Source organism: Frigoribacterium sp. PhB24, from assembly GCF_003755185.1.
In the GTDB taxonomy this organism is placed as follows: Bacteria; Actinomycetota; Actinomycetes; order Actinomycetales; family Microbacteriaceae; genus Frigoribacterium.
In genome coordinates, this window is the sequence record NZ_RKIC01000015.1 from 82,703 (window position 1) to 99,512 (window position 16,810).

General features: G+C 71.8%; 19 protein-coding genes and 1 tRNA gene. 11 read left to right on the forward strand and 9 right to left on the reverse strand.

Annotated elements, in window-relative coordinates; all coding sequences use genetic code 11:
• Window positions 1–58: 58 nt before the first annotated feature.
• From EDF50_RS14625 to EDF50_RS14650, 6 genes are all read left to right on the forward strand, one after another.
• Window positions 59–1,327, forward strand: a complete 1,269-nt coding sequence (locus EDF50_RS14625) for a glutamate-5-semialdehyde dehydrogenase (protein WP_123520244.1) — start codon at window positions 59–61, stop codon at window positions 1,325–1,327.
• Between the two features lie 38 nt (window positions 1,328–1,365).
• Window positions 1,366–1,587, forward strand: a complete 222-nt coding sequence (locus EDF50_RS14630) for a hypothetical protein (RefSeq protein ID WP_123520245.1) — start codon at window positions 1,366–1,368, stop codon at window positions 1,585–1,587.
• A 17-nt stretch (window positions 1,588–1,604) separates the two neighbouring features.
• On the forward strand, window positions 1,605–2,231 hold the full coding sequence (gene nadD, locus EDF50_RS14635) for a nicotinate-nucleotide adenylyltransferase (RefSeq protein ID WP_082060195.1): 627 nt from the start codon (window positions 1,605–1,607) through the stop codon (window positions 2,229–2,231).
• Window positions 2,228–3,445, forward strand: a complete 1,218-nt coding sequence (locus tag EDF50_RS14640; protein WP_123520246.1) for a hypothetical protein — start codon at window positions 2,228–2,230, stop codon at window positions 3,443–3,445. Before nadD ends, EDF50_RS14640 begins: the two co-directional genes overlap by 4 nt.
• Window positions 3,446–3,507: 62 nt before the next feature.
• A complete protein-coding gene (rsfS, locus tag EDF50_RS14645; protein ID WP_123520247.1) occupies window positions 3,508–3,921 on the forward strand; it encodes a ribosome silencing factor in 414 nt (137 codons plus the stop codon).
• A 213-nt stretch (window positions 3,922–4,134) separates the two neighbouring features.
• A tRNA-Ala gene (locus EDF50_RS14650) sits at window positions 4,135–4,210 on the forward strand.
• Between the two features lie 158 nt (window positions 4,211–4,368).
• Here EDF50_RS14650 and EDF50_RS14655 read toward each other — a convergent pair.
• From EDF50_RS14655 to EDF50_RS14685, 7 genes are read right to left on the reverse strand one after another with little or no spacing between them, the layout of a single operon-like run.
• Complete coding sequence (locus tag EDF50_RS14655; protein ID WP_123520366.1) at window positions 4,369–5,817, reverse strand: 8-oxoguanine deaminase; 1,449 nt, start codon at window positions 5,815–5,817, stop codon at window positions 4,369–4,371.
• Window positions 5,814–6,863, reverse strand: a complete 1,050-nt coding sequence (gene add, locus EDF50_RS14660; RefSeq protein WP_199738818.1) for an adenosine deaminase — start codon at window positions 6,861–6,863, stop codon at window positions 5,814–5,816. The genes EDF50_RS14655 and add overlap by 4 nt, the downstream gene beginning before the upstream one ends.
• Window positions 6,860–7,864, reverse strand: a complete 1,005-nt coding sequence (locus tag EDF50_RS14665) for a nucleoside hydrolase (protein WP_158612740.1) — start codon at window positions 7,862–7,864, stop codon at window positions 6,860–6,862. The genes add and EDF50_RS14665 overlap by 4 nt, the downstream gene beginning before the upstream one ends.
• Window positions 7,861–8,757, reverse strand: a complete 897-nt coding sequence (locus EDF50_RS14670; RefSeq protein ID WP_123520249.1) for an ABC transporter permease — start codon at window positions 8,755–8,757, stop codon at window positions 7,861–7,863. The genes EDF50_RS14665 and EDF50_RS14670 overlap by 4 nt, the downstream gene beginning before the upstream one ends.
• Entirely contained in the window at window positions 8,757–9,671 is a 915-nt protein-coding gene (locus EDF50_RS14675; RefSeq protein WP_123520250.1) for an ABC transporter permease, read from the reverse strand. The genes EDF50_RS14670 and EDF50_RS14675 overlap by 1 nt, the downstream gene beginning before the upstream one ends.
• A complete protein-coding gene (locus tag EDF50_RS14680) occupies window positions 9,664–10,512 on the reverse strand; it encodes an ABC transporter ATP-binding protein (RefSeq protein ID WP_233570662.1) in 849 nt (282 codons plus the stop codon). Before EDF50_RS14680 ends, EDF50_RS14675 begins: the two co-directional genes overlap by 8 nt.
• Window positions 10,509–11,639 (reverse strand): ABC transporter substrate-binding protein, encoded by a 1,131-nt coding sequence (locus tag EDF50_RS14685; RefSeq protein WP_123520252.1) that lies wholly within the window; start codon window positions 11,637–11,639, stop codon window positions 10,509–10,511. Before EDF50_RS14685 ends, EDF50_RS14680 begins: the two co-directional genes overlap by 4 nt.
• A 119-nt stretch (window positions 11,640–11,758) precedes the next feature.
• Between EDF50_RS14685 and EDF50_RS14690 the strand changes: the two genes are divergently transcribed.
• Both EDF50_RS14690 and EDF50_RS14695 read left to right on the forward strand, forming a co-directional pair.
• Entirely contained in the window at window positions 11,759–12,358 is a 600-nt protein-coding gene (locus EDF50_RS14690; RefSeq protein ID WP_123520253.1) for a TetR/AcrR family transcriptional regulator, read from the forward strand.
• A gap of 68 nt (window positions 12,359–12,426) precedes the next feature.
• Window positions 12,427–13,827: an NtaA/DmoA family FMN-dependent monooxygenase gene (locus tag EDF50_RS14695; RefSeq protein WP_123520254.1), complete on the forward strand. Its 1,401-nt coding sequence runs from the start codon at window positions 12,427–12,429 to the stop codon at window positions 13,825–13,827.
• 62 nt (window positions 13,828–13,889) lie between these two features.
• On the opposite strand, the gene EDF50_RS14700 is transcribed toward EDF50_RS14695, so the two are convergent.
• Window positions 13,890–14,627 carry an HAD family hydrolase gene (locus EDF50_RS14700; RefSeq protein WP_123520255.1) on the reverse strand — a complete coding sequence of 246 codons (738 nt, stop codon included), beginning with the start codon at window positions 14,625–14,627 and terminating at the stop codon, window positions 13,890–13,892.
• Window positions 14,628–14,838: 211 nt separating this feature from the next.
• Here EDF50_RS14700 and EDF50_RS14705 point away from each other — a divergent pair, with 211 nt between their 5' ends.
• The 3 genes from EDF50_RS14705 to EDF50_RS14715 all read left to right on the forward strand — a co-directional run bounded on the left by EDF50_RS14705 (window position 14,839) and on the right by EDF50_RS14715 (window position 16,389).
• Window positions 14,839–15,555 (forward strand): general stress protein, encoded by a 717-nt coding sequence (locus tag EDF50_RS14705; protein WP_233570663.1) that lies wholly within the window; start codon window positions 14,839–14,841, stop codon window positions 15,553–15,555.
• A 121-nt stretch (window positions 15,556–15,676) separates the two neighbouring features.
• Window positions 15,677–15,916, forward strand: coding sequence for a hypothetical protein (locus EDF50_RS14710; protein WP_123520256.1), 240 nt, complete (start codon window positions 15,677–15,679; stop codon window positions 15,914–15,916).
• A complete protein-coding gene (locus EDF50_RS14715; RefSeq protein ID WP_123520257.1) occupies window positions 15,913–16,389 on the forward strand; it encodes a MarR family winged helix-turn-helix transcriptional regulator in 477 nt (158 codons plus the stop codon). Before EDF50_RS14710 ends, EDF50_RS14715 begins: the two co-directional genes overlap by 4 nt.
• A 22-nt stretch (window positions 16,390–16,411) precedes the next feature.
• Here EDF50_RS14715 and EDF50_RS14720 read toward each other — a convergent pair whose 3' ends face one another.
• Entirely contained in the window at window positions 16,412–16,723 is a 312-nt protein-coding gene (locus EDF50_RS14720; RefSeq protein WP_123520258.1) for a hypothetical protein, read from the reverse strand.
• Between the last annotated feature and the right edge of the window lie 87 nt (window positions 16,724–16,810).

Consider the following 16,810-nt stretch of genomic DNA (forward strand, 5'->3'; position numbering starts at 1 on the left):
CGGGCGTCGGCCGCCGCCCGCCCTCGCGGGACGGGGGAACGGCGCATAGGCTTCGTGCATGTCGCTCATCGATGCTCCGGCCCCGTCGCTCACCGACAAGCTGACCGCCGCGAAGGCCGCCGCCCGTGTGCTCGCGACGGCGACGGCCGATCGCAAGGACGAGGGGCTGCGGGCGATCGCCACCGCCCTCGTCGCGAACGTCGACCGCATCGTCGTGGCCAACGAGCTCGACCTGGCCGCCGCGCGGGAGAACGGCGTCGGCGCCTCGTTACAAGACCGCCTGCGCTTGGATTCCGGACGACTGGCCGGTCTCGCGGCGGCCACCGAGCTGGTCGCCTCGCTCGTCGACCCGGTCGGCGAGTCGGTGCAGGGCAAGGTGTTGCCCAACGGGCTGCGACTCGACCAGATCCGTGTGCCGTTCGGGGTGGTGGGCGCGATCTACGAGGCCCGTCCCAACGTGACGGTCGACATCGCCGCGCTCGCGCTGAAGAGCGGCAACGCGGCCGTCCTGCGGGGTGGCACCGCGGCGCAGCAGACCAACCGCGTGCTCGTCGAGGTCATGCGCGAGGCCCTGGACGAGGTGGGCCTGCCCGCCGACGCCGTCGTGACGATCGACGAGTTCGGACGGGACGGGGCCGGCGAGCTCATGCGGGCCCGCGGGCTGGTCGACGTGCTCGTCCCCCGGGGCAGCGCCGAGCTGATCGACACCGTCGTGCGGGAGTCGACGGTGCCCGTCATCGAGACGGGTGCAGGGGTCGTGCACGTCTTCCTCGACGCCAGCGCCGACGAGGGCTGGGCCGTCGACATCGTCCGGAACGCCAAGGTGCAGCGACCGAGCGTGTGCAACGCGCTCGAGACGCTGCTCGTACATCGAGACGCGGCGGACCGCCTGCTGCCACCGGTGCTGGGTGCCCTGCGCGCCTCCGGGGTGACGATCCACGGCGACGAGCGCACGCTCGAGGTCTTCCCCGACGGGGTGCCGGCGACGGACGACGACTGGGCCGCCGAGTACATGGGGCTCGACCTCGCCGTCCGCGTCGTGGCGGGCGTCGACGAGGCGATGGCGCACATCGCGCGGTGGTCGACCCACCACACCGAGTCGATCGTGACCAACGACCTGGCGACCGCGGAGCGGTTCCTCGCCGAGGTCGACAGCGCCGTCGTCATGGTCAACGCCTCGACGCGGTTCACCGACGGCGGCGAGTTCGGCTTCGGGGCCGAGGTCGGCATCTCGACCCAGAAACTCCATGCCCGGGGGCCGATGGGGCTCGCCGAGCTCACCAGCACCAAATGGGTCATGCGGGGCCAGGGCCAGGTGCGCGGGTAGACTGGCCGACGATCGTCACCGCCTGAACGGGAGAACCCATGCTCGACGCCTCGCTGCTGCTCGCCGAAGCCCACGAAGAACTCGCACCGCTGATCGCGCCGGCCCCGGTCATCGCCGGCGTCTTCGCCGTCGTGTTCCTCTTCCTCGGCTACGTGGTCTTCAGCTACCGGGACGTCGCCAACCGCTCGGTGCGCAAGGCGAGCAAGCTCGACCACCACGACGGCCCGATCGACGAGTTCGGTCACCCCGAGAAGCACTGACCGTCGAGGCCAGCGAGATGGTCGTTGCGGGCGCGACCGTGCCCGACGGCGAGGGGGTCAGGCGACCCCGCGTCGGCATCATGGGTGGCACGTTCGACCCGATCCATCATGGGCACCTGGTCGCCGCCAGCGAGGTCGCGCAGTCGTTCCACCTGGACGAGGTCGTCTTCGTGCCGACCGGCCAGCCGTGGATGAAACCCGAGGTCAGCGAGGCCGAGCACCGCTACCTCATGACGGTCATCGCCACGGCGTCGAACCCGACCTTCACGGTCAGCCGCGTCGACGTCGACCGCGAGGGGCCGACCTACACGATCGACACCCTCCGCGACATCCGGCGCCTACGCCCGACGGCCGAGCTCTTCTTCATCACCGGCGCCGACGCCGTCGCCCAGATCCTCGACTGGAAGGACGTCCAAGAGCTCTGGGACCTCGCCCACTTCGTCGCCGTCTCGCGGCCGGGGCACGACCTCAGCGTTAGCGGTTTGCCCGAGAGCGACGTAAGCTTGCTCGAAGTCCCCGCACTGGCCATCTCGTCGACCGATTGCCGCGCCCGGGTGGGTCGAGACTTTCCGGTGTGGTACTTGGTCCCCGACGGCGTCGTCCAGTACATCTCCAAGCACCATCTGTATCGGAGCGTTTCATGAGCACGTCCGACGGTCAGCCGCCCCTCACCCGGCGACAGGTCCGCGACCTCGAGCGAGCCCGCGAGGCCGGCCAGGCCATCACCGGCGCCGTGCCGGTGGTGCCCGCCTCGATCTCCACCCCCGCACCGCGCCCCGCGGCAGCCTCGACCGGCGGCGTGCCCCTGCCGACGCCGGTGCCCTCGTCGGCCGCGCTACGCGACGTCCCGCCTCCCGCACCGGGCTCGGTCGTCGACCCGGGGACGGGCCTCACCCGTCGCCAGATGCGTGCCCTGCGCGACGCCAGCCAGACCCGCGACGCCTCGCCCGTTCCCCTTCAGGCCCCGGCCCCCGAACCTCGTCGTCCGCTGGCCGACGCGCTCAACACCGTCGACGAGATCGCTCCCGCCGCCGCCGCCGACCGTCCTGCCTCGGCGCCCGGCGCGTCCGCCCCGGCTCCCGCGGCCGTCCGCCCGGCCTCGGCCCCTGTGCCGTCCGCTGCACCGGACCATGACGACGACGCGTCGGACGATGCCCCCGGGCCCCGCCGAACTGGTGCGGCGCCCACGGTCCCTCCGGTGTCCTCGACTCCCACGCCGACGTCGACGCCCACGGTCTTCCCGTTCGCGTTGTCGGACGAGCAGGGCCGCGGCGGGCAGGGCTCGCCGAGCGCGCCTCCTGCCCCGTCCCGTCCGGTGGTGTCGTCGCCCCGCCCCTCGGGCGTCGGTCCGTCGCCCGAGCAGCGTGGCGAGTCGTCCGACGCGGTTCCCGTCCTGCCGTCCGGGCACTGGTCGACCCAGTCCGACGAGCCCGACGCGCAGTCCGTCCCGGGTCGTCAGCTCGGCACCAGCACGGGTCAGCAGAATGCGCTCATCCTCACCGACGCCCAGGTCGCCGACGTGACCGGGGCGTTGAACGCCACCGGCGAGATCATCATCACCGGCTCGATCGACCTGCCGCGCAGCCTCGCGTCGACCGGCTCGCAGGCCCGCATCGACAACTCCGACATGGACCGCATCCTCGAGCAGGGCGACGCCGAGCAGGCGCCGAGCGACGCCGAACCCGTGCGCGCCAGCCGTGCCATCAGCACGCACACGTCCACGCGGGCGGTGGTGCTCGCCGCATCGCAGCCCAAGGGCAACCACCTGCCGCTGATCCTCGGCATCTCGGGCGGAGTCGTGGGCCTCGGTATCATCGGCCTGATCATCGGTGGCTTCGCCACCGGGGTGTTGGGCTGAGGCCCCACCCACCCGAACCGACCCCGGTCGGCCCGCATCACCACCTACCCCCTAAGGAACACGTGACAGCCACCCCTCGTGCCATCGAGCTGCTGCAGATCGCCGCACGCGCGGCCGACGACAAGCAGGCCGACGACCTCGTCGCCCTCGACGTGTCCGGCCCACTGCCCCTGACCGACGTGTTCCTGCTGGCCACCGGCCGCAGCGAACGCAACGTGGTCGCCATCGCCGGCGAGATCGAGGACAAGATGCTCGAGGCGGGTGTCAAGACCCTCCGCCGCGAGGGCCGTGCCGAGGGCCGATGGGTCCTGCTCGACTTCGGCGACGTCGTGGCCCACGTCTTCCATGACGAGGACCGCCAGTACTACGCGCTCGAGCGCCTCTGGAGCGACTGCCCGACGATCCCGCTCGACGTGCTGTCCGAGTCGGACACCGCACCGGCCGAGGTCGCAGCCGACGCACCGGCCGAGGCCTAGTCGCCCCGCGCCTCCTCGGCTCCGCCGCGCCGGCGAGTCGTCACGACATGCCGCTGACCTCTTCAGGTGAGCGGCATGTCGCGTCTTCTCGAGGGCCCGCGGCGAGGGCCCGCGACGGGGGCCCGAGTCGGGGTGAACTTGCGCCCTCGAAAAATGTAGTAATGTAGACGAGTTGCTTCCGACGGGGTGAAAACCTCACGGGGTGGCAGTTCTGGGTCTGTGGCGCAGCTGGTAGCGCACCTGCATGGCATGCAGGGGGTCAGGGGTTCGAGTCCCCTCAGATCCACCAGAACAGGTTCGTCAGAACTACCGAAGGCCCCTCCTCGAGAGGGGCCTTCGTCTTTGGTGGGCCGTCTGGTGAAGGCGATGGCTGGCCGTGCCCTCACGCCGACGGGCGCATGCCCCGACCTGTACCCGCGCTGACGGGCAGAGGAGGCGCGGGTCGCCTCAGACGCGCGAGCGGAGTTCGGCGGACGCGCGGGCCGCGCCCTCGGCGAGCAGACCCTGATCGGCGTGGACGAGTTCGCCGTGCGCCACGACCGCGTCGCCTCCGACCCAGAGCCGGGCCAGCGGCGGCATCGAGGCAAGCCCGAGCGTGGCCACAGGGTCGGCCATTCCCGCGAACTCGACGCCGTCCACGCGCCAGAGGGCGAGGTCGGCGAGCTTGCCGACCTCGATCGAGCCGAGGTCGGCGTCCCGACCGAGCACGCGGGCGCCGCCGATCGTCGCCAGGCGCAGACCCTGCCGGACCGAGAACGCGTCCGCGCCCGAGCGCAGGCGTCCGAACAGCACCGCCTGCCGGATCTCGGTGCCGAGCTGACCGGACTCGTTCGACGCGGCACCGTCGACCCCGAGCCCGACGGGTGCACCTGCGCTCAGCAGCGACGCGATCGGGGCGATGCCCGCGGCGAGGCGACCGTTCGACGAGGGGCAGTGCGCCACACCCGTCCCCGTCGCCGCGAACCGTCCGATCGCGTGGTCGTCCAGGTGGACGCAGTGCGCCATCCAGACATCGTCTCCGAGCCAGCCGAGGTCCTCGAGGTACTGGGTCGGCGTGCGTCCGAAGCGCTCGAGGCAGAACGCGTCCTCCTCGACGGTCTCGGAGCCGTGGGTGTGCAGCCGCACCCCGAGCTGTCGTCCGAGCACGGCGGACTCGCGCAGCAGGTCGGACGTCACCGAGAACGGCGAGCAGGGCGCGATCGCGATCTGGACCCTCGCGTCGTCGGACGGGTCGTGGAACCGGGCCACCGCCTCCTGACCGGCCCGCAAGGCGGCGTCCGTCGTCTCGACGGCGAAGTCCGGGGGCAGGCCGCCCTGCGACCGACCGAGGTCCATCGAGCCCCGGGTGGCGTGCAGGCGGACGCCGACCGTGTCGGCGGCCCGGACGATGCCGCCCAGTAGGTCGCCGGCTCCGGCAGGGAACACGTAGTGGTGGTCGCCGACGGTCGTGCAACCCGACCGGGCGAGCACGGCGATCGCGGCGGCGGCCCCGGCCTCGACGAGCGGCTCGTCGATGCGCGCCCAGGTCGGGTAGAGCGCGACGAGCCAGTCGAACAGGATGGAGTCCTGCGCGATGCCGCGGGTCAGCCACTGGTAGAGGTGGTGGTGCGTGTTGACCAGGCCGGGGGTCAGCAGGTGGCCCCGGCCGTCGACGCGCTCGACCGGGATGGGCGCGGCATCCGGCGCCGCCGAACCACGGGCCGGCCCGGGTGGGGTCAGCCCGGCGGTGCACCACGCCGGGGCGGGCCCGGGGCCGACGGCGACGATGCGCGATCCGTCGACGACGACGTGCCCGCCGGAGTGTTCGGTGTCGTGGGCGTCGACCGTCGCGACGTGGGCGCCCTCGACGACGAACCGCCGGACGGGCGCGGCCGAAGCGAAGCGGGGTGCGGTCACGCCGCCAGCCACGCCGCGATCTCGTCGGCGACCCGACCCTTCAGCTCCTCCGACGCCCCCGAGCACTCGATCGAGCTGAGCGCGCACGCGGCGAGCTGCTCGTCGGACAGCCCGAGGGTCGTCCGGGCCAGCTCGTACTCGGCGAGCACGCCGGGCCCGAAGAGGATCGGGTCGTCGGCGTTGATCGAACACCGCACGCCGGCCTCGAGGAGCCGCTTGAGCGGGTGGTCCTCGATCGTCGGGATCACCGAGAGCAGCACGTTCGAGGTGAGGCACACGTCGAGGCAGACGCCCTCGGCGGCGAGGCGGGCCATGAGCGTCTCGCTGTGCACGGCCGTCACGCCGTGGAGGACGCGGTCGGCGCCCAGGACGTCCAGCGCCTCCTCGATCTGGTCCGGCCCGGCGAGCTCGCCGGCGTGCGGCGTCGAGAGCAGGCCCGCGTGCTTGGCGATGCGGAACGCCTCCTCGTAGCGTGCCGCGGGGTTGCCGCGCTCGTCGTTGGCGAGCCCGAGCGAGACGACGCCGCGGTCGGCGTAGGCGGCGGCCAGGTGGGCCAGCTCGTTCGCGGCCTCGACGTTCTCGGTGCGGTCGACCGTGATCATGAGGCCGACCTCGACCCCCCATCGCTCGCCGCTCTCGGCGCAGGCCGCGAGCATCGCGCGCAGCGACGCGTCGAGCGATCCGAAGGTGGCGACGTAGAACTGTGGGCTGGCCCCGAACTCGACGTAGGCCACGCCGTCGAGCGCGCAGTCCTCGACGGCCTCGTCGATCAGGCGGAAGAGGTTCTCCCGCTCGGCCAGGACGACGAGCATGCCCTGGTAGGTCGCGCTGAACTCGCTGAAGTCGCCGAAGCTGGTCGGCATCGGCACGACGACGCCCGACGCCGACGCCATGTCGGCCAGCGAGTCGGGTCGGATCGCGGCCTCCATGTGCAGGTGCAGGTGGCCCTTGGGCAGCGTGCGGAGGTCGCGCACCACGGCGTCGGCGGGCGACGAGGCGGCCGACGAGGAGGCGCGGGTGGCGTCGGCGGGGGAGGTGGTGGTCACGTGCGGGCTCCGTGGATGAGGGCGTCGACGAACGACGGCAGGAACAGGTCGGTGTGGACGGCGGTGACCGCCGTGGTGGCGGTGGACGGGACGTCGGCCGGCACGGGACCGTCCGGATGCCAGTCGGCCGCCGCGCCGTCGGCCGTGAGCATCACCCGGCCGCGGGTCGCGAAGCCGTCGTGGGTGATGCCGACGGGGCCGGTGACGCTGTCGGCGATCCACTCGGGGCGCACCATGAGCGCGGCGGCGAGTCCGTCGTGCACCGGGCTGACCCGGCGGCCCCAGGCGTTGCGGTAGAAGTCGAGGTAGGTCGCCAGGACGTCGGCGGCGAAGGTGCCCGTCGGGGTGCCCGAGTCGCGGAGCGCCGCGACGTGCGACTCGTCGGTGATCACCTGGGACGTCGCGTTCACGCCGACCATGAGGCGCGAGGTCGCCGGTGCGGCGAAGACCTCCCGGGCGGCGACTCCGTCGTTCTGCACGTTCGCGTCGACCATGTCCGTGCGGCCGAGGGCCGGGAAGGGCCCGCTGCCGCCCATGATCGTCACCGACCGGAAGAGGGTCAGGAGGCGCGGCTCGGCCCTCACCGCCAGGGCCACGTTCGTGAGCGGCCCCAGGGTGAGCAGGTCGACCTCACCCGGGGACGCCCGGGCGACCTCGACGAGCCGTTCTGCCGCCGGGGTGTCGAGCAGCACGTGGGGGAGCGGCCGGTCGCCGACGACGTCACCGAGACCGTCGTGACCGTGCACGTAGTGGGCGATGTGCGCCTCCGTCTCGAGCGGCCCTTCGGCGCCTCGGGCGACCGGCACGTCGTCGAGTCCGACGAGCCCGAGCACGTGCCCGACGTTGCGCAGGGCGTCGTCGACGGCGCAGTTGCCGTAGACGGCCGTGATGCCCACGAGCTCGACGTCGGGCTGAGCGGCCAGCCAGAGGAGGGCCAGCGCGTCGTCGATGCCCGTGTCGGTGTCGACCAGCACACGGCGCGTCCCGCGGTGGCCCGTCACGAGGCGGTCGCCTTGCCGGCGTTGGGGCCCCACTTCGCGAGCACCGCCGTCTCGACGAACGTCGTGATCGTGTAGAGCACGATCGACACGAGCGTGATCAGGACGACGATCGCCCAGATCTCGCCGTACTGCGACTGCGACTTCGCCGCCGTGATGGCGGCGCCGAGGCCCTCGTAGGTGAACAGCCACTCGTAGAGCATCGCTCCGGTGATGGCACCCGGCACGGCGATGCGCATCGAGGCGAAGAAGTACGGCAAGGCCGTGGGGAACGCGACCTTGCGCATGATCGTCCAGCGGCTGCCGCCGTAGACCCGGACGAGGTCGACCGACTGGGCGCTGACCGATCGGAAGCCGAGGGTCAGGTTGACGAGCAACGGGAAGAAGACGACGACGCCGCCGATGAAGCCGGCGGTGACCAGGCCGTTGCCCAGCACGAGGTAGATCACGGGGGCCATCGCGAGCAGCGGCACGGTGCGCAGCAGCATGGCGATCGGCATGAACATGAACTCGACCGGCCGGATCAGGGTGAAGACGACCGCCACGACGAGGGACCCGCCGACGCCGAAGACGAAGCCGATCGCGGCGTGCCAGAGAGTCACCCCGAGCAGACCGGCGATGTGCGCGCGGTTCTCGGCCGCCGTGGTCCGGCTGAGCTCGGAGTCGACGAAGAACCAGCGGAACACGTCGGCCGGGGTCTTCGCGATGAACGCGTTGGCCTGCAGCACGACGATGGCGAGGTTCCAGAGGATGCCGAGGACGACCGCCGAGATCGCGATGGTCAGCACGGTGCGGCCGATGCGCCGCAGGACGAACCGGGCCGTCGAGGAGGCGCTGGTCGAGAGCGCGGGGGCGGTGACGCGGTCGCCGGTGCCCGCGGGCAGGATCGTGGCCATCAGAATCCCTCTCCGGCACGGCTGTCGCCGGCCGACCAGGGCGTGACCAGTCGGCTGATCCGCCCGATGACGTAGTAGGCGATCCCCGCGATGCCGCCCGAGATCAGGGCCAGGGCCCACAGCTTGACCGACGCCGCCGTGGCCTGCGCCGCGAGCAGCAGGATGCCGAGGCCCTGGTCGACGCCGATGAGGAAGTACTCGCCGAGGACCGCGCCGAGGAACGCGGCGGGTGCCGCCAGCTTGAGCGCCGCGAGGATGCTGGGCAGCGCGGCGATGAAGCGGACCTTGACCAGCTGCGTCCAGCGCGAGCCGCCATAGGCCGTGATCACGTCGAGCTGGGTCTCGCTCGCGGCCCGCAGCCCGAGCAGCGTGCCGATCACGGTGGTGAAGATCACGCTGAGCGCAGCGAGGAAGATCGACGTCGTCCGGCCGCCCGCAGGCGACATGAGCGTGACGATCGGCGCGATCGCGGTCAGCGGGATGCACGAGCAGACCACGGCGAGCTGGGTCGAGAGGCCCTCGAACCACGGCACGAGCAGCACGGCGAAGGCCAGCGCGAACGCGATGAGGTTGCCCCAGAGGAACCCCCACGCCGCGCTGCCCGCGGTCGCGCCGATGGCGCGCCAGTAGACGAGGTCGCTGAGGTCGGTGACGAGCTGGACGAGCACCTGGCCGGGTGGGGGCACCGACCCGGTGACCGAGAAGAGCGTGACGGCCACGACCTGCCAGATCGCCACGATCAGCACGATGCCGACGAGGGCGCCGACCCACGGCGGGGCCGCCGCCAGCGAGCCCAGCACCGACCGTCGCTCGCGACCCCGGGCGGTCTCGACCTGCAGCGCCACGCTCTGGCCCAGCTCGGCCTCGACCTCGCGCTCGGCCGTCTCGCGCGGCGACGTGTGCAGGTCAGTCATCGGCGGCCGCCCCGTGCGAGCCGAACAGGATCTCGGAGATGCGGTCGACGTAGGCGTGGAACTCGGGGGTGCGGGTCAACTCGGGCAGGCGTGGTCGGGGCAGGTCGATCTCGACCACCTCGGCGATGCGGCCGGGTCGAGCGCTCATCACGGCGACGACGTCGGACAGGAACACGGCCTCGCTGATGCCGTGCGTCACCATCAGCGTCGTGGCGGGTTTCTCGCCCCAGATGCGCAGCAGCTCGACGTTCATGCGCTGCCGGGTCATGTCGTCGAGCGCACCGAACGGCTCGTCGAGCAGCATGATGGTCGGCTGCACGGCGAGGCAGCGGGCGATCGAGACGCGCTGTCGCATGCCGCCCGACAGTTGCGCCGGTCTGGCCTTCTCGAAGCCCTTCAGACCGACGAGGTCGATCAGGTCGTCGATCAGGCCGGCCGGGGGAGTCAGCCCGGCGACCTCGAGCGGCAGCCGGATGTTGTTCTCCACGCTGCGCCAGGGCAGCAGGGCCGAGTCCTGGAACGCGATGCCCGTCTCGTGGCCGCGTTGCACCTCGGCCGCGGTCTTGCCGTTGATCACGACGCTGCCCGACGTGGGTGTCTCGAGGCCGGCCAGGATGCGCAGGATGGTCGACTTGCCGCAGCCCGACGGACCGAGCAGGCTGAGGAACGAGTCCTTCTTCGTGCCCAGGTCGATCCGCGTGAGCGCCTGCACGCTCTTCCGGCCGAGCTGGAACGACTTGGTCAGCCCCTGGATGTTGATGCCCGTGGCGAGCTCGGGCCGACCGGCAGGGTCACCCGTCGCCGTCGTCAGTGCGGTCGTGGTGCCGTCCGTCATGGTCATGCCGTGGGGATCGTGAAGGCCGTGACGAGGTCGGGGTTCTCGTCGTAGACCTCTTTGATGATGCTGAGGTCGAAGAGGTCGTCGGCCGACACGTCGGTGCCCATCGCCTTGAGCGAGGCGATGTTCTCGGCGACCAGCTCGTCGGTCATCGTGAACAGGCCGTTGGCGTTGACGTCCTCGGTGAGGATCAGCGTGTTCTGCGCTTCGGCCTCGGCGGTCTGCTCCTCGACGTCGAGGTCCTGGTCCTTGCCGTACTTCTCGGCGGCGTACTTCGCGCTCTGCTCCGGGTCCTTGACCGCGTCGGTCCACCCCTTGATCTCGGCGACCAGGAAGGCCTTGAGCATGTCGCGCTCGTTGTCGATGGTCTCCTGCGTGACGGTGAAGGTCTCGGCGACGAACGGCAGCCCGTTGTCGGCGAAGCCCAGCACGACGGGGGTGAAGCCGTCCATCTCGGCGAGGATCGGCTCGTTCGTGATGTACGACATGTGCGCGTCGTACGCGTTGGTCTCGAGCGGGGCGATGTCGTACTGCGTGGCGACGAGCTCGACGTCGTCGAGGGTCATGTCGTTCGCCTTGAGGAAGCCCTCGAAGATGGTCTGGTTGCCGCCCGACTGCACGCCGATCTTCTTGCCCTTGAGGTCGGCCAGGGTACGGATCGGCTTGCCCTCCTCGAGCGAGAGCAGGCAGAACGGGTTCTTCTGGAACGTCGTGCCGATGATCTTCAGCGCCGCACCCTGCGCGACCGAGGGGCCGGTGAGCGAGGCGGACGACAACCCGACCTTGGCCTGTCCGGCGAGCAGCGCCTCCTCGGCTCCGGTCTGTCCGCCACCGGCCAGCAGCGTGACCTCGCTGAAGCCCGCGTCGGTGTAGTAGCCCTTCTCCGTGGCGAAGTACTCGCCCGCGAACTCGATGTTCTTGATCCACGAGAGCTGCACGGCGATGGTCCCGAACGATCCGCCCGAAGCTGCCCCGCCGGTCGCCGCGCCCGTGCCGGCCGACGAGTCGGTGCAGGCGGCGAGCAGGGCGGTCGTGCCGACGACGAGGGCGGCCGAACCACCCAGGCGCAGGAACCCGCGGCGGTCGAGGGACGAGTCGCGGAACGCGGGAGGTACGGAGAGGGGGCTCATGTGGGTCTCCTGGAAGGTCGTTCGGGTGAGGTGTCGAAAAGCTAGACCCGGACTGTTTCATCGTCGTTTCGGTCGTGTTGCCGTCGTCGCCGACCTCGCGAGACGTTAGTTTCGGGGTCATGGCCACGCGCGAGTCGTCCGACAAGAGGGCCGAACTGCTCGAGCGCGTCGTCGACCACGTGCTCGAGAACGGTGTCGGCCAGCTCACCCTGCGCGCCCTCGCGACGGCGGTCGGCTCGAACAACCGCATGCTGCTGTACTACTTCGGCAGCCGGGAGGAACTCGTCGTCGCGGCGCTGCACGGCGCCGAACGACGGTTCCCGGGCATCGTCGGGGTCGTGGACCACCTGGCCGGGCCGGACCTGCCGCTCGACCAGCGCCTCCTCACCGTCTGGCGCACGGTGTCCGACCCCGTCAACCAGCCTTTCAACCGGCTGTTCTTCGAGGTGTTCGGCCTCGCGAGCTTCGACCGCGAGCGCTACGCCTCGCTGCTCGGCGACATCGGCACCGAGTGGGTGGGCCAGGTCGCGGCGGCGTACCGTGCCGAGGGCGTCGAGGAGGCGCGAGCCGAGTCGCTCGCGCACGAGACGGTCGCGCTCTGGCGCGGCTTCCAGTCCACGTTGCTCAGCGCCGGCTCGAGCGCGGCCGTCGACCGGGCCGCCGTCGACGCGACCGAGGCGCTCGTCACCCGCGTCCGCGCCGCCTCCGTCGCCCGCTGACGGGCCACCCGTGTTAAGAGCTTGTTTCGGGGCTGGACTCCGGATGAACCATCCGGTTCACTGACGCCATGAAGCAGATCCGTCTCGGTGTGTTCGAAGTCGCCGGCCCCCAGGTCGGCGGCACCCTCAGCTGGTCCCACCCGCGCAGCGACTCGCTCGGTTACCACGGGCTCGACCTGTGGATCGGCATGGCGAAGCTGCTGGACCGGGCCGGCTTCGACTTCCTGTTCTTCGCCGACGGGTTCGGCTACCCGTCGATCGACGGCGACCTGCCCGAGACCGCGGCCCGCGGAGGCATCAACTTCCCCGGCATGGACCCGGCCCTGCTGATCCCGACGCTGGCCCGCGAGACCGAGCGCCTGGGCTTCGTCGTCACCTCGTCGACCGGCCTCGACCACCCCGTGCAGTCGGCTCGCCGTTTCGCCACGCTCGACCACCTCACGGGCGGTCGCATCGGCTGGAACATCGTCACGGGTGCCTCGCAGAACACCGTCGCCGAGCTCTTCGGCCACGACCGGATGCGCGGCCACGACGCCCGTTACGACCAGGCCGACGAGTACGTCGACCTGGCGATGACGCTCTGGGAGGGCTGCTGGGAGGACGGCGCCTTCCGCGGCGACGCCGAGGCGGGCGTCCTCGCCGACCGCGACCGCATCCACCGGGTCGAATTCGACGGCGAGCACTTCCGGTCGTCGGGCTACTTCACCGTCGCCCCGTCGCCGCAGCGGACGCCCGTCCTGTTCCAGGCCGGCACGTCCGACCGGGGCCGCGCCTACGCCGCGCGCAACGCCGAATGCGTCTTCGTGCAGGGCACCACGGTGCCGAAGACGGCCGCGAACGTCGCCGACATCCGCGCCAAGGCGGCCGCCCTCGGCCGTGACCCCGAGTCGGTCAAGATCATGGTCGGGCTGACCGTCACGGTCGCCCCGACCCACGACGAGGCCGTCGCCCTGCGGAAGGAGTTCGACGACCTGCAGACCGACGAGGTCGTCGCCGTGCTGTACGCGGGCAACACCGGCATCGACCTGCTCTCGCTCGACCCGTCGCGCGACCTGTCCCAGCTGCAGGACGACGGCGGGCCCGTCGGGCAGATGGGTCAGAGCAACATCGACCGTTTCCTGCCGAAGGACGGTTCACCGGCGCCGACCGTCCGTGAGATCCTCGACGACCTCAGGGGCAAGGGCACGCGGGGCCTGCAGCTGGTCGGCGACCCCGTCGAGGTCGCGGACGAGCTCGAGCGCCTGGTCGACGAGACCGACCTCGACGGCTTCCTGCTCGAGCCGATCTTCGGCACGGCCGACCTGGCCGACTTCGCCGAGCTGGTCGTGCCCGAGTTGCGCCGCCGCGGTCGGATGCCGGCCGAGCCCGCCACGGGCACGCTGCGCGAGCAGATGCTCGGTCGCCCCGGCCCGCACCTCTCGGCGGACCATCCGGGCGCACGCTTCGCGGTGGTGCCGGCGACGGTCTGAACCGGCGTCGCGGCGGGCGGCGCGCCTCCTCGTGAGGTCGTCTCGCGGAGGCGCGACGCGATTCAGGAGGCGCGGGTCGCCCAGGCGCGGATCGCCGGGTACAGCTCGGGCAGCGTCGGTGCCCGGTGCGTCGGGCGGGCGTCCGGGGCGGGGAACCGCTCGACCAGTGCCGTCGGTGAGCCCTGGGCGGCGGCCGGCTCGAGGTCGTTCGGCCAGATGTCGCCCACGCTGAGCAGACGGTCGGGCCGGTCGCCGAGTCCGGCGTCGACGCGGAGCCGGTCGAGCACAGCGGCCAGTCCGGACGGCTTGCGCGCGTCGGTCACGATCTCGTCGACGCGGTCGGCGAGGCCGAGGCGCTCGAGCGGTTGGACGACGCCGTGCTCCGGGGAGTTCGTCACGAGCACGACGTGCACGGCGTCGGGCAGCGAGTCCAGCAGCTCGGCGAGCCCCGCGGGGGCCGTGGTCTCGAGGCGGCCGTCCGCGAGGGCCGCTCGGGCCCCGGCGTAGGCGGCCGAGCGGGCCACGTCGTCGATGCCCAGGGCTCGCGAGACCCGCTCGGCGACGACGTACCCGTCGGGCGACCCGTCGGCATACGCGATCGCCTCGTCGACCCCGGCCGGCTCGTCGCCCAGGGGGCTGCCCACGAACCGGGCCAGCACCGCTTCGACCAGCCGGGGCGGGTGCTGCTCGTCGGTCGCCGCGAGGGCCTCGTCGAGGAGGCGCGCGTACGTCAGGACGGCGCCGTCGCCCAGACAGACGGTCCCGTCGAAGTCGAGCACGAGGACGTGGGTGGTGGTCATCCCCCGATCCTGCCGCACGGGGCCGGAGTCGGCGGGTCACGGTCTTCGTCGGCGGGTCAGCGCTGACCCGCCGACGAGGACAAGAACCCGCCGAACCTGGAGTGCTTGCCGGGGCCGCGGTGCGGGCGATGCGACTGGGAGCGGGCCAAGGAATGCTGTGGGCCGCCTGTGCATTCCCTCCGCGCCGACGTGCGCGCGATAGAACGGGATCATGAGCAACGAGCAGGACACCACACCCACCCCCGACGACCGCCCGCGCCCCGCCTACGGCGAGTACGCGCCGCAGGGCGTCGAACAGCAGCCCGAGCCCGAACAGGGTCAGCAGGCCGGTCAGGCCGCCGGTCAGCCGGGTGCCACGTCGGGTCAGGGCGGCCAGCAGGGTGCCCCGTACGGCCAGCCGGGTTACGGCCAGCCCGGGCCTCAGTCGCCCCCGACGACCGGAACGCCCGGCCCCGGCGGCATCGGCGCCTTCGCCGGTGCGGGCTACCCCCAGGTGCTGGCCTCGTTCACCAAGTACGAGGACGCCCAGTCGGCCGTCGACCTGCTGTCGGACGAGGGGTTCCCCGTCGAGAGCGTCTCGATCGTCGGACACGACATCCGCACCGTCGAGAACGTCTCGGGCCGTCTGACCTCGGGCAAGGCCGCGGGGCGCGGCGCCGGTGGCGGGGCCTGGTTCGGCCTGCTGCTGGGCCTGCTCTTCGGCATCTTCGCCCCGACCGGTGCCTGGATCGGCGTGCTGCTCGTCGCCGTCGGCCTCGGCGCGCTGTGGGGAGCCCTGTGGGGCTTCGTCGGCCACAAGATGCTGCGCGGTCGTCGGGACTTCTCGTCGGTGCGCACCATGGAAGCCGGCCGGTACGAGGTGCTCGTCCGCGGCGAACTCGCCGCCCGGGCGCACCAGACGCTGGCGCAGGGGCGCAAGGTCGCCTGACCGGCGCCACCCGCGCCTCCTCGATCTCGCGCCCGTCCCGTTCGTCGGGGCGGGCGCGAACGTGTGCGCGAGGTCTTCGAGATCTGTCGTTGGTGCACCAATCGTTGGTAGGCTAAAGACCATGACGAGACCTGAGCGGCACCACGACCACGGCAGCAGGTTCGGCGACCTGGTCGAGCGGATGAACGCCCGGCTGCGGCCGTACATCGGCGGTGCGCAGCTGGGGTTGAAGAACGAGGCTCCGGCGGTCGCGCCTCAGCACGGCGGTGCCTGCCCGCTCTGCGGTGCGCCGATGGACGAGCACGTCGTCGACCGCACGGGCGTCCGCACCATGGTCCACTGCCCGGCGCCCCGGGCATGAGCGCTGACAGAGCCGCGGTCGCCGTCGGCACCGCGGGCGCGGACCCGCTCGAGCTCGAGAGTCAGATCTGCTTCGCGCTCTCCGTCGCGTCGCGGGGGGTCGTGGCGGCCTACCGGCCGGTGCTCGAGCCGCTCGGGCTGACGCACCCGCAGTACCTCGTCATGCTCGCCCTGTGGCAGCACGCACCGCTGTCGGGTCGTGAGCTCAGCCGATTGCTCCGTCTCGACCCGGGCACGCTCAGTCCGCTGCTGAAGCGGCTCGACGCCCAAGGGCTGCTGACCCGCGGGCGACGGGCCGACGACGAGCGGGCGTTGTCGATCGAGCTGACCCCGGCCGGTGGCGAGCTGAGGCGTGAGGCCGAGAGCATCCCTGGGCGCATGATGGCGCGGCTCGGGGTGACGCACGACGAACTGGTCGTGCTGCACCGCACCATGACCAAGCTGATCGTCGCGGCCGACGCCGAGGGCGGCTGACCCCGGACGGGCCCGTGGTGCTTCAGCGCAGCGGTGCGGGCACGGTGGCCGGACGCGACCACACGACGTCGACGGACCGCCCGAGGACGCGGGTCGCGATCTCGCCGGCCAGCGCCTCCCGGAAGTGCGTCGCGGCCCGCTCGTCCGAGACGACGACGTCGACCCGCAGGCCCGCGAGTTCGTCGGTCACCAGGGCGGGGCCGTCGGCGAAGCGGACGAGGTACTGGTGATCCTTGACGGGCACGTTCTCGTAGTGGTCGCGGAGGCTCTTCTCGAGCAGGCGGACCGAGTGGATTCCGTCCTTCGGCTTCACGAGGGCGCTGAGCGAGATCATGCGTCGATGCTCCACCCCGGGGGCGACCGGTGCGTGAACGGGACGTGACGGGCGGCTGTGCGTCCACCGCGCCTCCTCGGTGTGTCC

Excerpts from the sequence above, each read along its gene's own strand:
- EDF50_RS14625 (WP_123520244.1), top strand. The coding sequence starts at position 59 with ATGTCGCTCATCGATGCTCCGGCCCCGTCGCTCACCGACAAGCTGACC.
- EDF50_RS14630 (WP_123520245.1), top strand. The coding sequence starts at position 1,366 with ATGCTCGACGCCTCGCTGCTGCTCGCCGAAGCCCACGAAGAACTCGCA.
- nadD (WP_082060195.1), top strand. The coding sequence starts at position 1,605 with ATGGTCGTTGCGGGCGCGACCGTGCCCGACGGCGAGGGGGTCAGGCGA.
- EDF50_RS14640 (WP_123520246.1), top strand. The coding sequence starts at position 2,228 with ATGAGCACGTCCGACGGTCAGCCGCCCCTCACCCGGCGACAGGTCCGC.
- EDF50_RS14670 (WP_123520249.1), bottom strand. The coding sequence starts at position 8,757 with ATGGCCACGATCCTGCCCGCGGGCACCGGCGACCGCGTCACCGCCCCC.
- EDF50_RS14675 (WP_123520250.1), bottom strand. The coding sequence starts at position 9,671 with ATGACTGACCTGCACACGTCGCCGCGCGAGACGGCCGAGCGCGAGGTC.
- EDF50_RS14680 (WP_233570662.1), bottom strand. The coding sequence starts at position 10,512 with ATGACCATGACGGACGGCACCACGACCGCACTGACGACGGCGACGGGT.
- EDF50_RS14685 (WP_123520252.1), bottom strand. The coding sequence starts at position 11,639 with ATGAGCCCCCTCTCCGTACCTCCCGCGTTCCGCGACTCGTCCCTCGAC.
- EDF50_RS14690 (WP_123520253.1), top strand. The coding sequence starts at position 11,759 with ATGGCCACGCGCGAGTCGTCCGACAAGAGGGCCGAACTGCTCGAGCGC.
- EDF50_RS14695 (WP_123520254.1), top strand. The coding sequence starts at position 12,427 with ATGAAGCAGATCCGTCTCGGTGTGTTCGAAGTCGCCGGCCCCCAGGTC.
- EDF50_RS14700 (WP_123520255.1), bottom strand. The coding sequence starts at position 14,627 with ATGACCACCACCCACGTCCTCGTGCTCGACTTCGACGGGACCGTCTGT.
- EDF50_RS14705 (WP_233570663.1), top strand. The coding sequence starts at position 14,839 with ATGAGCAACGAGCAGGACACCACACCCACCCCCGACGACCGCCCGCGC.
- EDF50_RS14710 (WP_123520256.1), top strand. The coding sequence starts at position 15,677 with ATGACGAGACCTGAGCGGCACCACGACCACGGCAGCAGGTTCGGCGAC.
- EDF50_RS14715 (WP_123520257.1), top strand. The coding sequence starts at position 15,913 with ATGAGCGCTGACAGAGCCGCGGTCGCCGTCGGCACCGCGGGCGCGGAC.
- EDF50_RS14720 (WP_123520258.1), bottom strand. The coding sequence starts at position 16,723 with ATGATCTCGCTCAGCGCCCTCGTGAAGCCGAAGGACGGAATCCACTCG.